Annotated in this window: 9 protein-coding genes; 8 read left to right on the forward strand and 1 reads right to left on the reverse strand. The window is 52.9% G+C overall.

The features are described 5' to 3' along the window. Positions 1–56 precede the first annotated feature (56 nt). From C1J02_RS19980 to C1J02_RS20020, 8 genes are all read left to right on the forward strand, one after another. Complete coding sequence (locus C1J02_RS19980; protein ID WP_114880134.1) at positions 57–1,238, forward strand: CAP domain-containing protein; 1,182 nt, start codon at positions 57–59, stop codon at positions 1,236–1,238. Positions 1,239–1,389: 151 nt separating this feature from the next. After that, complete coding sequence (locus C1J02_RS19985) at positions 1,390–3,120, forward strand: type I secretion system permease/ATPase (RefSeq protein ID WP_114880135.1); 1,731 nt, start codon at positions 1,390–1,392, stop codon at positions 3,118–3,120. Beyond that, the gene (locus C1J02_RS19990) at positions 3,117–4,427 is read left to right on the forward strand and encodes an HlyD family type I secretion periplasmic adaptor subunit (protein WP_114880136.1); all 1,311 of its coding nucleotides are present in this window, start codon (positions 3,117–3,119) and stop codon (positions 4,425–4,427) included. The genes C1J02_RS19985 and C1J02_RS19990 overlap by 4 nt, the downstream gene beginning before the upstream one ends. A gap of 362 nt (positions 4,428–4,789) precedes the next feature. After that, a complete protein-coding gene (locus C1J02_RS19995) occupies positions 4,790–7,894 on the forward strand; it encodes an ABC transporter transmembrane domain-containing protein (protein WP_114880137.1) in 3,105 nt (1,034 codons plus the stop codon). An 880-nt stretch (positions 7,895–8,774) separates the two neighbouring features. Continuing rightward, positions 8,775–9,656 carry a LysR family transcriptional regulator gene (locus C1J02_RS20005; protein ID WP_162798390.1) on the forward strand — a complete coding sequence of 294 codons (882 nt, stop codon included), beginning with the start codon at positions 8,775–8,777 and terminating at the stop codon, positions 9,654–9,656. Between the two features lie 93 nt (positions 9,657–9,749). Beyond that, positions 9,750–10,505: a hypothetical protein gene (locus C1J02_RS20010; RefSeq protein WP_114880139.1), complete on the forward strand. Its 756-nt coding sequence runs from the start codon at positions 9,750–9,752 to the stop codon at positions 10,503–10,505. Between the two features lie 23 nt (positions 10,506–10,528). Continuing rightward, positions 10,529–11,728 carry an MFS transporter gene (locus C1J02_RS20015; RefSeq protein WP_254693167.1) on the forward strand — a complete coding sequence of 400 codons (1,200 nt, stop codon included), beginning with the start codon at positions 10,529–10,531 and terminating at the stop codon, positions 11,726–11,728. A 384-nt stretch (positions 11,729–12,112) separates the two neighbouring features. Continuing rightward, complete coding sequence (locus C1J02_RS20020) at positions 12,113–13,189, forward strand: hypothetical protein (protein WP_114880140.1); 1,077 nt, start codon at positions 12,113–12,115, stop codon at positions 13,187–13,189. 4 nt (positions 13,190–13,193) lie between these two features. Here C1J02_RS20020 and C1J02_RS20025 read toward each other — a convergent pair whose 3' ends face one another. Continuing rightward, on the reverse strand, positions 13,194–13,979 hold the full coding sequence (locus C1J02_RS20025; RefSeq protein ID WP_114880141.1) for an alpha/beta hydrolase: 786 nt from the start codon (positions 13,977–13,979) through the stop codon (positions 13,194–13,196). Positions 13,980–14,009 lie beyond the last annotated feature (30 nt).

Here is a 14,009-nt window from a genome sequence, read left to right on the forward strand (position 1 = left end):
CAAATTGAAACCTACCGGGCAGCCAAATGGCGGTCTCTAAATAAAGGAATGACACTATGTCAGTCGCTAACAATCTCGAAATACAGATGCTTCAGCTTATCAACTCCGAAAGGGCAACCGCTGGGTTGGCACCCCTGACTTTTGCGGACAAGCTCAATGATTCAAGCGAGGATCATAGCAGCTGGATGATCGATGCGGACAATTTCTCACATACTGGCAAGGGAGGATCGAGCGCGCAGGACCGGATGGCCGACGCCGGATACAAATTCGAAGGTAACTGGAGTTCCGGTGAAAACATCGCCTTTCAAAGCGAACGCGGGGAGCCGGGACTGTCCGATGATGTCGTGGACCTTCACAACGGACTGATGAATAGCCCCGGCCACCGGGCGAACATCCTGAATCCTGACTTCAAGCAAATCGGCATTGGAATCGAACGTGGCGATTTCACCGACAACGGATCAACTTTTGACTCGGTCTTTGTGACGCAAAACTTTGCTGCCAGTGATGCGGACAATACGGCGACACCGGATTCGGTCACTCCGGCACCGGATCCGGTCACTCCAACATCCGGTGATGACATGCCGGGCAACGACGAAGTCGCCGACACTGATCAACCCACCGAAGGCGAAACTGTCGACACACCTGTCGAAGACGTGGTGGACGTGACTGATCCGGGCGAAGGTGGTGACAATGATGTCCCTGCCGACGAAGACGTGGTCGGCGCTGGCAACACCGACGAAGACTCAGACAAGCCAGATCAGGAAGATGTCGTTGGCGAAGACGACGCGCCCAAGGAGGGTGACACCGTTGCAGAAGACGACACCGAAATGCCTGTCGAAGACGACACAGTTGCAGAAGAGGGTGGCGATACGCCTGCGGACAACGAGGTAACAGATGTTGTCGATACCGATGACACACCGTCGGACGGCGATACAGATGACGTCACGGACGATGACGACATGCTGGCCGCCGACGGGTGCGGCTTTGATTTCGGCGATATCTTTACGAACTTTGACGGCAGTGAGTTCCTGATCAGCATCGACGCCGACGATTGGGTCAAGGCAGAAGGCCCTGATGATGCGGAGATGGTGAGCACCGTCGTCAACGCGGACGAAACCAGTGACAGCGATGCGGGGGCCTGTGCGTTCGACATGGATACGTTCCTGCAGCAGATCAACGACATGTTCGACGGCTGCTCACAGACGCAGGCTGACACCACACACGATGAAATGGCCTAGGGCTATGGATTGGCGCCCCTTTTTGGCTCTGACCGAACTGGATGCCACCTGATCTGGCCCGCTCCCCGGCGCATTACCGCGCCGGGGAGCGGGCAAATTTTCCTATGGCAGTTCAGCGGAGTGCAGGAAATCACACCGCGAAAGGAAGCACATGACCAAGAAACATCAAGGGCTGCGCGAGCTGAAATTAGCATGGCATTCAGGCATCAGCCTGTTGATCCCAATCTTTATTTTCAGTGTTTTCACCAATCTGCTTTTGCTGACCGGTCCTCTGTTCATGCTGCAGATTTATGATCGGGTGCTTGCGTCGCGATCAGAAGAAACGCTCTTGGCGCTGTTTCTGCTGGTCGGGATGCTCTACCTTTTCCTTGGCTTGCTCGACTATGCCCGCGGGCGCGTGCTTGTCCGGTTCGCGTCACGGTTTCAGGTGCTGCTGGATGAACGGGTCTTCGGCGCGGTGCTCAAATCCTCGGGCGCGGGCGGGCAGACCGGTCAAAAGTCGCATGGGCTGAGGCATCTTGAAACGGTGCAGAAATTGCTGTCCTCACCCGCGATGCTGTCGATTTTTGACCTACCGTGGGCACCCTTGTTCATATTCGCCATCTTCGTTTTTCACCCGACACTTGGATGGATTGCTGTCGCCGGCGCATTGGTTCTGGCCACCTTTACCATGCTCAACAACCGACTGACGCGGACCCGCGCGGAAGAGGCACAATCAACCTCGCTTGCCGCGCACGGGCTTGCCGATACGGCCTCAACTCACGCGCGGCTCATCCTTGCACAGGGCATGGACGTTTCGATCCGGCGGCGCTGGCAAGAGCTTCGGGGCCGCGCATTGGCGACGGCGGCGAAATCAAGCGACTGGTCCGGCCTATTTACGGCTTCGACGAAATCTTTCCGGTTGTTCCTGCAATCGGCGATCCTTGCGGCAGGCGCACTTTTAACCCTGCGCGGAGAACTGTCCGCCGGGGCCATCGTTGCCAGTTCGATCCTCATGGGCCGCGCGCTTGCCCCAATCGAGCAGATCCTGGGGCAATGGCAAATAATCCAGCACGCCAGCGCCAGTTGGCGGCTGCTTGCCGAACTTTTGAACGATCACCCGGTAGAGCCGGACAAGCTGGTACTTGGTCGTCCCACGGCAAGCCTGGCAGCCCGTGGCATCACCGTCCACCCGCCGTTGTCACGAACAGCGACCCTAAAGCAGATCAGTTTTGATCTTGGGCCGGGTCAGATCCTTGGCGTCGTCGGCAAAAGCGGGGCTGGCAAGTCAACGCTTGCTGAAATGATCGTGGGGCTACAACGTCCCACCGCCGGAGAACTGCGGATCGGTGGCGCAGCGACGCGGCAGTTCCGGCAGGGCGATCTGGCCAGTTATATCGGATACCTGCCGCAGAACGTGACGTTGTTCGACGGAACAGTCGCCGAAAATATCGCACGGATGGAAGTCGAACCCGACAGCGACAAGGTCATTGCCGCCGCCAAGAAGGCCAATGCCCATGATTTCATATTGGAGCTTCCAGATGGATATCAGACGCGGATTTCCTATATCGAGGGCCGCATTTCTGGCGGGCAACGCCAGCGGATCGCTCTGGCGCGCGCGCTCTACAACGATCCTGTTCTGCTCATTCTGGATGAACCAAACTCTTCACTTGATGCTGAGGGCTCTCTCGCTCTCAATCAGGCGATGCGGGAATTCAGGGCCGACAACCGCGCCGTCGTCATAATGACGCATCGCCCGCAGGCTCTGTCGACTTGCGACCGGCTGATCGTTCTTGACGAAGGACGCATTGTTGCCTCTGGCCCGCGTGACGACATCCTAAAGAAATTGCTGCGAAAAGCAGACACAACACAGAAACTTTTACCTATGGCGGTGGCAAAATGAGACCAGCAGAAATCAAGAGCGCATGGCGCGCCAGACTGCCTCTGGCGATTGGATATGTAACGCTGGCTTTGCTGATCGGCATGGTGTGGGTTTGGGGAATTCAATCCAGAATTGCCGGGGCGGTCGTGTCCTCAGGTGTGATCGAGGTCGAAACCCACCGGCAGGTGATCCAGCATCCGACTGGCGGCGTTGTCGGTGAAATCCTTACCCGCGACGGGGACCGGATTGAGGCCGGCGATGTTCTGATCCGGCTTGACGACAAACTGATCCGCTCCGAACTGACAGTCATCGAAAACCAACTGCTTGAAGCTATGGCCCACAAGGCCCGGCTGGTGGCCGAGCGGGACGGTACTGATACGATCACCCTTCCAGACGACCTGCAGCAACTGGCTGCAAAAACGCCCGACTCAGCCTCTCAAATCGAAGGCCAACAACGCCTGTTTGAAGAGCGCAGCGCGGCGCTTGTGACCGAAAAGCAGCTAATCGCCGAGCAGATCGCGCAGATCCGCAACCAGATCACCGGAACAGAAGCGCAATTAGAGGCCTTGTCAGAACAAAACAATCTGCTCTCAGAGGAGCTGGGGAATGCGCAAAATCTGCTCAACAAGAAGCTGGTCGAATCTTCTCGTGTTTCGCGGTTGAAGAGCGAAACCGCCGGACTGACCGGTCAGGTTGGGCAGCTTCAGGCGCAGGTCGCCCAACTTAACGGCGAGATCGCGAAGCTGATGATCGAAAAGCTGAAACTGCAAAACCAGCGCCGCGAAGAAGCTGTCGAAAATCTGCGAGAACTTGCACCACAGGAGGTTGAGCTGGCCGAGCGGCGCTTTTCAAAACTCGAAACGCTGTCACGGATGGACATTCGTTCGCCCGTCAGCGGCATAGTCTACGGATCGACGGTCTTTGCTCTGAAATCCGTCATTCAGCCCGCAGAACCGATCATGTACGTGATCCCGATGGAACATAAACTGATCGTTTCCGCCCGCATTGATGCCGCGAGCATTGATCAGGTCCGTGTTGGGCAGGACGTCTCGCTGCGGTTCTCGGCGTTCAACCAACGCTCGACCCCCGAAGTCCGTGGCCACGTGACAACGGTATCGGCCGATGTGTTCACCGACGACGCAACTGGAAAGGACTATTATGAGGCGATCGTGGCCCCAGAGCAGGATGATCTGAAGACGCTGGGAAACAAGGACATCGTGCCCGGTATGCCGGTTCAGGTATTTGTGCAAACCGAAGAGCGGACGCCGCTGAGCTATCTTACCAAGCCGCTGACCGATTACTTCACCAAGGCGTTTCGTGAAAGTTGATCCGAGCCGATCCGCAAGTTGATGCCTGCACTCTAGAAATTAGCCTTTGGTTGCAGGGGAACTCACATTCCACACCTTGAAATGGCATGACAGCAGCCCCGAACGCCGGCGAAGTAGAAGGCCGATGTTCATCAAAAAGCCATGGCCCCTGCCTGAATACGATACATTTTAAGGCATTCGAGCCCAATCCGCCTGGCCTTATTGCGACCTCGGCTCTTAAATCAGTTGCTGCGGTTTCTGCTGGCAGCCCACACTCAGACAAGATGTCTCGACAGTGCAGCTGCCTTGCTGATGCTCAGTCAGACTCCTAACATCGGAGTCTGGAGTGCTGATTGCCTCCGCAATTCGAGGACAAAACAAGCATGGATAAGAGCCTTTTTCAGTTCATCTGGAAATATTCAAAGCGCGATCAGCTTGTCTTGCTGGGCGTTACTCTGCTGACGTTCCCCTTGCTTTATGTTTCATTGGAATTGCCCAAGCGGATCATTAATGACGCAATCGGCGGGTCCGGCAACGATGTAACGGTGCTGGGCATTACGCTGAGCCAGATCCAATTCTTGATGGTGCTTTGCATTGGCTTCTTGCTGGCTGTGCTGGCGAACGGGCTTCTTAAAATGAAGCTGAACACCATGAAAGGTGTGCTGGCAGAACGCCTGCTTCGACGGTTTCGATTTCAGCTTCTGACGCGCCTCCTGCGGTTTCCGCGCCCGTTTTTTCGCACAACCAGCCAGGGTGAATTGGTATCGATGGTGACATCCGAAGCAGAGCCCATGGGCGGCCTCATGGGGGATATGCTGTCGCAGCCGGTGTTTCAGGCCGGGCAGATGATGACCATTCTGGTATTCCTGTTTGCACAGAGCTTCTGGTTCGGTTTGGCATCCGTCGCGTTGATCCCCCTGCAAGCCTGGATCATCCCAAAGCTGCAGCGCCAGATCAACCAACTCAACAAGGCCAGGATTCAGGAAGTGCGCAGACTGGCCGCCGACATTGGTGAGACCGCTGTCGGAGTGAGCGATATTCGGACCAACGGCGGACTTCGTCATAGGATGTCATTGTTTTCGGACCGGTTGGGAAGCCTGTTTGGCATTCGGCTGGAGATCTACCAAAAGAAGTTCTTCATGAAGTTCCTGAACAACTTCATCAACCAATTGACCCCGTTCTTTTTCTATTCGGTCGGCGGATATCTTGCGATCACAGGGCAGATTACCGTGGGCGCGCTTGTTGCTGCATTGGCGGCGTACAAGGATTTGTCGTCGCCCTGGAAAGAGCTTCTCGCCTATTACAACCAGACACAGGATATGGCGCTGCGCTGGGAAGTTGTTACTGAAAAATTCGCCCCCAAGACTTTGGTCGATGACGCATTGTTTGAGGGTGCACCCGACACATTCCCCGACCTGAAAGGCGACATAGAATTAGATGATGTGACGGTGTTTGATGATGAGGGGCACCCGGTTTTGGAAGATATCAATCTCGTGATTCCTCAGGGCGCACGCGTTGCCATAAAGACGAATAGTGAAACCGCGGCTTTGGCCTTTGCAGATGTTCTGACGCGAGAGGTTATTCCCCACCGTGGAAAAGTGCGGATCGCCGGGCATGAATTGAATGAACTACATCAGGCTGTGGTCGCCAACAGCATCGGGTACGCCCATTCAAAACCCCAGATATTTCAGGGGACGCTTGGCGAAAACCTGTTGATGCCGTTCAAAAGCGCGCCTGCTGCTGCCCTTGAAACAGCCTATGCCGTGGTGCGCCGCCAAGAAGAATCCGCGCGCTCAGGCAACAGTGTCGATCCGTTCGACGTCGATTGGGTTGATCCCAAACTTGCCGGATTTGAAACGTCCGACGATATCCGCGAATGGTGGTTTCAACTTGTCGAGGCCATGGGCATCGATGATTTTATGGTGCGACGCGCGCTCCGATCCCGTCTTGAACCAGACGCGCAGCCTGAGCTTGTCGATGCAATTGTGAAGATGCGGCCAGAGATTGCCCGCCGCCTCAGCAAGGCCGGGCTCGACGACATAGTGTATGCTTTTGATCCCGAAAAATTCAATCCGGTTTCTCCGCTGGCAAGCAATCTTTTATATGCGTTGCCCACTCGGTTTTTGACGCAGGAAACGCTGTCAAAAGAAGCCGGCTTTGTCGAAATGTTGGCAGAAAACGGGATTGTGGATGAACTTGCGCAGATCTCGGTCGGTGTCATTGAAGGGCTGACAGCGACCTTTGGTAATGACGGCACCGATCATCCGCTGTTTCGGCGTCTCAATATGGACGATGAATTGTATCATCGCCTTAGTGCCATAACGACAAAACGGCGCGAGGTTGGGGATGCAGGTTTGCCGCCTGACGATTTCGCGTTGATGCTGACGGTGCCATTTGCGTTTTCGGCAGAACAGATCGGCCCCGCTTTCAGCGCGTCTTTCAAAGAACGTGTTCTGGAAATCAGAAAGCACAAAGCCCAACAGATCGTGGCGGAACTTGACGGGATGTTTGAAACCATCGACCCGCTGAAATACATCCCGGTGATGTCCGTTCTTGGCAATGCGATCTTTGGTCGAGTCTCAAGCATGGCCGGGGCGCGGGAAAAACAGGTTGAAGACATCGCCGTCGAAGTGCTGAACGAGAATGGGGTCAGGCGACTGGCCGCTCAATCAGTTTTTGACCTCGTGACCTCGCAAGGCGGGGAAAATCTGCCAGCGGTATTTCGTGAGCGGATCGCCTTTAGCCGTGCCGGGATCAAGAAACCGGATATTCTGATCCTGGGGAATGCGCTGGCCAGCCATGATGAAAATGCACGTTCGCAGATGCGTGATCGGATCAGCGATCTGATGCCTGATACGACGAAAATATTCATTGAAAGAGAATTCCTAAATCCCGAAGCTTATGACTTGATCGTAGAGATCAAGGACGGCCGGATCGACGGTGGCGCACGCGACGAAGACCCCGGCGATGAAGATGCGCGGCAAGACCTGAATCGCAAGTTGCGAATTGTGGCTCAGACCGAACTTTTTGCTGGTCTCGACCAAAAACAACAACGATTGCTCGCCTTTAGCAGCCAATGGTACAAGACCAAAGCTGGACAAGTGATCTTTGAGGCTCAGCAAGACGCAGACGCGGCGTATTTGTGCGTAAAGGGTTTGGCAGGGTTGTATTGGCCTGACGCGGAAAGTCAGAACATTCTTATTTCAGAAATCAAACCCGGACGGTTGATCGGTGATCTGGCTGTGATTCAAAATCAAAAACGCCCCCTGAACCTGATAGCTATCGAAGACAGTGTGTTTCTGCGGATCGGTGCCAACGAACTATTGGCTGTCATTGAGAACGACGCCGCAGTAGCGACGAGCCTGCTGCGCTCCGTTGCCAATCACCTGATGGGTGCCGCAGATAACCTGCGCGCAACTCGGGCCTTTGCGGTCGAGCGCGGGTTGGATTTGTCTGAACTGGACGCAAGGCAGACGGAAAACAGTTAATGCCGGCAATCTAATGCGGATGAGGGTCCGCCAGCCTGATACCGGATTAGGAGGACCGTCCAAAAGAGGATCGATACAAAAGGATGCCGATTATCTACGCTGCAGCAAAAGACGCCAATGTAATCGCCCGCAACAAGGCGGCATCAGCGCAGGACATGGTTACATCTGGAATGCAAACCTGTCGCTGTCCGGGTCCGACCTGGAAGAGGCCTGAATAAAATGTCCCCGGCGCAATCTTGATGGCGCATGGGACCCAATTCCCACCTGGTCCCTTCACAATCGCCCCACGGCGAACGTTCTGAGCGCCCGGTGGTGGGCTGGCAGCCATCTCGGAGAGATCGAACAGTTTTTTGATATCGCAGTTCAATTCGATTCCTTTCTTCGATTTGGGTAGGTAATAGACCGATATTATGTTCGAAAAATGGCACCTTTTTGCCGATCTTGATCCATCTGTTCAATTTCTCTTGAGCTATCGCAGTGGGATGGCCTGACCATTCATCCCCGTCTTAAATCTCTGATCGGTAATGCAACCTATAGGTGATTGAATAGGGTCCAGAATGAGACATAATGGCCTGATTCAGCCTAGAATCCGCCCTACCGCAGGAAGCCGACCCATCGTGATTATGAACGACAGAAAGCATCTGCCATCATCACAAACGCAAAAACCGCATCAGCAGTCAGTATTCGCCTGTCCAAGAGTAACGACTTCAAATCAGGCTGGGTGAGGATTGCCAAAAAAGCGCACTTCTCGCAATAAGTGAACCTTGTTGAAAGGTAAGGTGTTATTTATGGTAATTTCAAAGTATTCATGTCAGTCAATGACCGACCAAAAGATTATTGGTTGCTCATTTTTTTGTTATTAAACGTGCGGAGATAGAGTTTGTATCAGTCCAAAGACAGTGGTGGCGTAACTGTAGCTATGTTGCGCGCTTTTATAACTTTAAGCAAAACTTTGAATTTAACTAAGGCATGCGACGAACTGAAAACAACGAGACAGACTGTGCGACGGCACATCAATGACCTCGAAAGGATCAAGGGACAGCCACTATTTGTAGTTGAAAATCGCGAATATTCGATGACACCTTTTGGAAAGGCGTCAGTTGCAGACGCTGAGACCATATTAAGGCACATCGAAACCTGGTCGGGCCAGTCTCAGGTCACCAAGCAAAGTTCGCAATGGCTGGAAGTGAGCAGCTATCTCGACCCTGACGGACGTGAGTTTTTTTCCCAGCAGCAGCCTATGTTTCGGCTGGCCTCCAACGGCCTGCCCATTATGAAGACCGCCCTTGGTGCCTGGGGGATGGCTCAAACGCAAATCGAAGATCCTGCGATGGCCGACGTCAGGCCCTATCTGGTGATCTACAGAAAGGGCGTGAACGGTTGGGTTTTTGTCGAAGTGGGCAAGAGTTCAGCTTATGCAAAATGGTTTGGATGGGCTTGGTCAAAAAGCGCCATCGGAAAACTGATGCAGGAAGACAACGTTGGCGATGATTTCAATGAATTCATCTCTGGGGCTTATTCACGCATCTACGGCGAAGGGGGTGTTCGCCTTGATCACCTTTATGCCTATCTTCCGAAAGAAGACAGCGACGAGGTGATACCGGTCAGTTTTCAACGCTTGTTGATGGGCTGCGTCTTTCCTGATGGGACTCCAGGTCTTGGCGTTCTGGTTCTAATCACGAACGATATCGAAATCGATGCTCTTGAGTCTGTGGATGTTCCTGGCGTACCGCAGGAACTTGTCATGGACTTCGAACTTTAGTTGGTCTTTGTGTTAAATATAAATGTGGGGCAAGTACCCCATTTAAATGAAAAATTCTGTTAAGGCCGAGTAGGTCAATACAAGGGAAAGCTAATGTCAGCACTCGGCCTATACAACACGATCAATAGCGTCTCGGGCATTATCAAGAAGCTTGAAGAAGCAGGGATGCGTGTTGAGATCGGAGACGACTTTGCGGCTTACCGAAGGATACGGAACTTACAGAAAGACCGATCAGGACTGTATCCGATGTTCGATGTTACTTGTTCTTACGTCGATCAGTCCAACGCATTCTGGGTTTGCGGATTTAATGAAACCGACGAGCTGGTTCACACGCAGGCAATAAGACTGTTGGATTTGTCAGGCGTAACACTTGGCCAGCACATGGACATGCACCGGCACAAGTACATGACGCCAAACTCAACACCTGATCCGGATCGCACCTATTATTCTCGACCCCAAGCCCTGCATAAGATCACTGGAAAAGTCTGCTATCACGGTGATTTCTGGCTGAAGGCTGGTGATGGCGGGCATAGAAAGCTGGGCTTAACACCTCTTCTTTCGCGCTTCGTTCTGGAAATGGCGCTGAAGACCTGGGTGCCTGACTATGTGTTCGGCTTTGTACCGACAACATTGTCGTACAAAGGAATCCAGGCTCGCTACGGCTATACCCACTGCGAACCCGGTGTATGGCTTGGACCTGACAATCAAGTGACCGATGAAGACGCACTTGTCTGGATGAACACGGAAGAGATCATGCACTTCCTGGAGATCCAACCCGGAGAAATGTCACATGATCGCCATAATGCTGCACAAAGTTTGATGGTAAGACCAATTGGTGTCGTTGCTTGATGGCATTTAATGATTTCCAACGGATGTCGATAAGATCAATGTCAGACAGTGCTTGCATTGAACCGAAAAAACAGCGTTTTGCGATGACCTTGGCGTCACGCAGAACGATCATCAGTTCGATTGCCGCAAGCATTGCTTTCGTGATGGAATTGACTTTGGTTCCGCTGGTTCTTCCAGCAATTCAGACATTTTATGATTTGACGCTCAGCCACGTTGCCTGGGTCTTCAACTCCTATGGTATCTCGGTGGCACTTGGTGTCATCGTTGGAGGCTTGATCGGGGATGCTTTCAACATCAAAAGAGTATTTGCTACCGGCGTCGTGATGTTCGCCTTGGGGGCAGCCATCGTTGCATATGCAGCGAACTTCGAGATGCTGATTGCAGGTCGCGTTCTGCAGGGTTTTGGGGGTGGTATTTTCTCGCCATTGGTCCCGCTTCTCCTCACCAGAACGTTGCCGCATCGACCGGGTAAGATCCTAATCATATGGGGCAGTTTAACAGGGTACGTGGCGACTTTTGCCCCTCTGGCCCTTAGCCAGACGATCACATCCACCGGTTGGCAATCGGTATTTGTTCTATTCGCAGTTCTCGCAGGCGTCGCGCTGATCTTGTCTGTGAAAACGGAAGCCGGGAAATTTATGCCCAGCGCCCAGAAGTTACCAAATCTGGGTTTGCTGTTTGGCACAGGCGATGTCTGGCTCGTCTTCGGCTACATCTTCTGTACATATGGTGCCATCACCTTTTTCCTGTTCAGACTACCGCTCTGGTTGGCAGATATTGACTACAGTGTGAATTCGATTGGCCTCATCCTGGCTGCGATTTGGCTCTCATTTTCAATCGTCGGAACGCTCCTGCGAAATTGGGTGGACAGCTACCATGTGCGGATTATCGTTCTGGCGGCACCGTTCCTGATCGCGGCCAGCTTTCTGGTCGTATACTTCTACCATGGAATAGGATGGCTCACTTTATCCGCTGCATTGGTTGGGGCTGGATTTGCCTGCAGCAATGCGCCATCAACCCAATTGGTCCTGCAATTCGCTCCGCAAAGTCTGAGCGCCATCTGCACAAGCCTCGATATCACATTCGCAAGGCTTGGAGGCGTTGCAGCAGTTGCTTTGCTGGCACAGGCAGGGTTTGCCGCGTCCGTTGGGTCGGTTGTTCTGCTGTCGTTTGTCGCTCTGATCTGTGCGCTGGTTTTCTTGCGAAAAGTCGTCGATAGCTAGTTTCTGTTGGCTCTGTCGCAGTGCCTTGCGCATCAATCGACCCTGAGCGGACAATGGCATGCAGCGATCGTGAACCAGCCCGCCTCTTACACCGCACCGCTCTGAACCCTGAGTTCATTGATTTAGACATATCCATATTTATGGGCTGGTGCGTTTAATCCCCCGCTTTGGCCTTGCTACATTAACCCACCCGCGCACGCGCCCCGGGATGAAATCACATTCTCGTTGTGAATGATGGAGCCTTTGGGGGCCGGGTCGGGTGCTCAAATAGATTGCAGCGCAAACCAAAGACACCGTCCAGATTTTGAACCGAAGATACTGGTTAAGTTAACAGCGGCTTGCTAGACCACAGCCCAGGTCACAAAAGAACTGGAAGAAGTCGAGATGATGCGGAAATGCTTGATCGTTCAGTTTGAACCTCGTCATGAAGAGGTGCTTCCTTCAGTCATCGCGGCATGTAATTTTGCAGGCTATCGACCCACAGTTCTGCTGAACCGCAGGATTAAGCGGGTCCGCGGTGACATCTTTCAGCTTGTTCAGGGGGGCATTGCAGATATTCGATATCATTCTTTGTCGCCGGATCAGGACGCAGAAGCGGTTGATTGGGATCGCGAGTTGGCAGACGACATAGATTTCGTCATCGTAAATACATTAAACCGACCCAAGGTCGCGAACTGGGCGAAACGATGCGGCAAGCCGGTCATTGCGCTGATACACAATGTCGACCAATTCATGAAAAACCCCAAATTCACTGATCTATTGGGGCGGCCTGATTTTGTATTCATGACCTTGGGAATGCATGTGACGTCCGCATTGAACGCGCGTACCGATGGGAAATACATAGATAAATTTGGGTTCCTTGCCCCCTATGTGCTCACCGACACACCGCAAGATTATCACGTGTCGACCCCACGCAAAGTTGTTGTTCCGGGCAACTTGACGTTGCGATCGCGGAACTACCTTGGACTGATTGATGCATTGTCTGCCGATCCTGCGCGATGGGAAAATCTTGTCTTTGAGTTTCCGTCCAGCGGTGACTCTCGGGATCTGGTTGCAGACGCTATCGCAGAAAATAAATTGAGCCATAAGATCACGATCTTGCCTGCGGGTGCGAACAATGAAGTGCCGCATGAAGATGTTTTTAATTGCTTTCGTTCGGCAACGTTCTTCCACCCGTTGATCGCAGATGGTTTTGCACAATATCAAACGATCAAAATAACTTCGACCACATCTATGTCGGTTGGCTTTGGTGTTCCGATGATCATGGATCGCTATTCTGAATCCTGCTACCGGTTTCCGATGCTCGTCTCTGACCACTCAATTGAAGCGACGCTCGACCGTCTCTCGACAGCTGAGGAACGGGAGTTGATGGACATCAGCGCCAAGCTCACTGCGTATCGGACAGATATGACAGTGCGATCTGGTCGAGATATGGCGCGAATGATCTCCTTGATCGTATAGATCACTATTTTGGCGTCACCGCTGACACCAACGCATCCGCGGCGTTTGACGAAGAAGGTTGCACAAGGTGACCGGAGTCAAAATCCTGCCTGAAAACAGCGCCATTTCGCCGCATCAAGCGTCTGAACCTGTAAGGTCTGCCGTTTATCGCAGCACTGATTATATCGGACAATTGCTGCTTGCGTTTCAGCTTCCTGCTTAGGTTATGGCCTTGGTCTTGAACGATATAATGGCGCAATCCATGAAACTGAGAGAATTTCTGTGCATGTAGCAATTCCCCGGGCGTATCCCCATGAACGATGAAAACGGTTTGACCTTCCGTTCTTCGCAGCCTGACCTCTGGGAAGTCATAGGTTTTGATGTTCTTTCTGTATTTTCTCCACCGCTTTTCTTCCGGCATAACATCCGGTGAGACTGAATATTGCGGCACAATTGCCAACACGGTCTTTGCCCCAACCAAATCTTTGAGAAGCAAGGCCATCGTCCCCCCCATGGAATTGCCCAACAAGTGAATGTCAGAAGTTCCCACCTCCTTGGCGAACGCCCCGATCCGATCAATTATTTGGGCACTTACACCATCACCGTTCAGCCAACTCCGGCTCTTGTCGCTGATGAAGAGGGCATGGTTTTTCTGATCTTCTGTCGCGGATTTGAAAAACTCAAAAGGAGGGTATTCATCGGGGTTCTGCCCCACACCACTTAGAACAACAACCAGCTTGTCCGATGTCCCGCGCCAGCAGGCCATCCGCAAAGGTTCCTTTGCCTGAATTATCTCAAGTTCTTGCTTCAACAGAAACCGTTTTGCATTCTTGGCATGGTC

This window comes from Sulfitobacter sp. SK011 (genome assembly GCF_003352065.1).
Lineage (GTDB): Bacteria > Pseudomonadota > Alphaproteobacteria > Rhodobacterales > Rhodobacteraceae > Sulfitobacter.

Coding starts and splice junctions, on each gene's coding strand:
- C1J02_RS19980 (WP_114880134.1), top strand. CDS start 57: ATGTCAGTCGCTAACAATCTCGAAATACAGATGCTTCAGCTTATCAAC.
- C1J02_RS20020 (WP_114880140.1), top strand. CDS start 12,113: ATGATGCGGAAATGCTTGATCGTTCAGTTTGAACCTCGTCATGAAGAG.
- C1J02_RS19995 (WP_114880137.1), top strand. CDS start 4,790: ATGGATAAGAGCCTTTTTCAGTTCATCTGGAAATATTCAAAGCGCGAT.
- C1J02_RS20015 (WP_254693167.1), top strand. CDS start 10,529: ATGTCGATAAGATCAATGTCAGACAGTGCTTGCATTGAACCGAAAAAA.
- C1J02_RS19990 (WP_114880136.1), top strand. CDS start 3,117: ATGAGACCAGCAGAAATCAAGAGCGCATGGCGCGCCAGACTGCCTCTG.
- C1J02_RS19985 (WP_114880135.1), top strand. CDS start 1,390: ATGACCAAGAAACATCAAGGGCTGCGCGAGCTGAAATTAGCATGGCAT.
- C1J02_RS20010 (WP_114880139.1), top strand. CDS start 9,750: ATGTCAGCACTCGGCCTATACAACACGATCAATAGCGTCTCGGGCATT.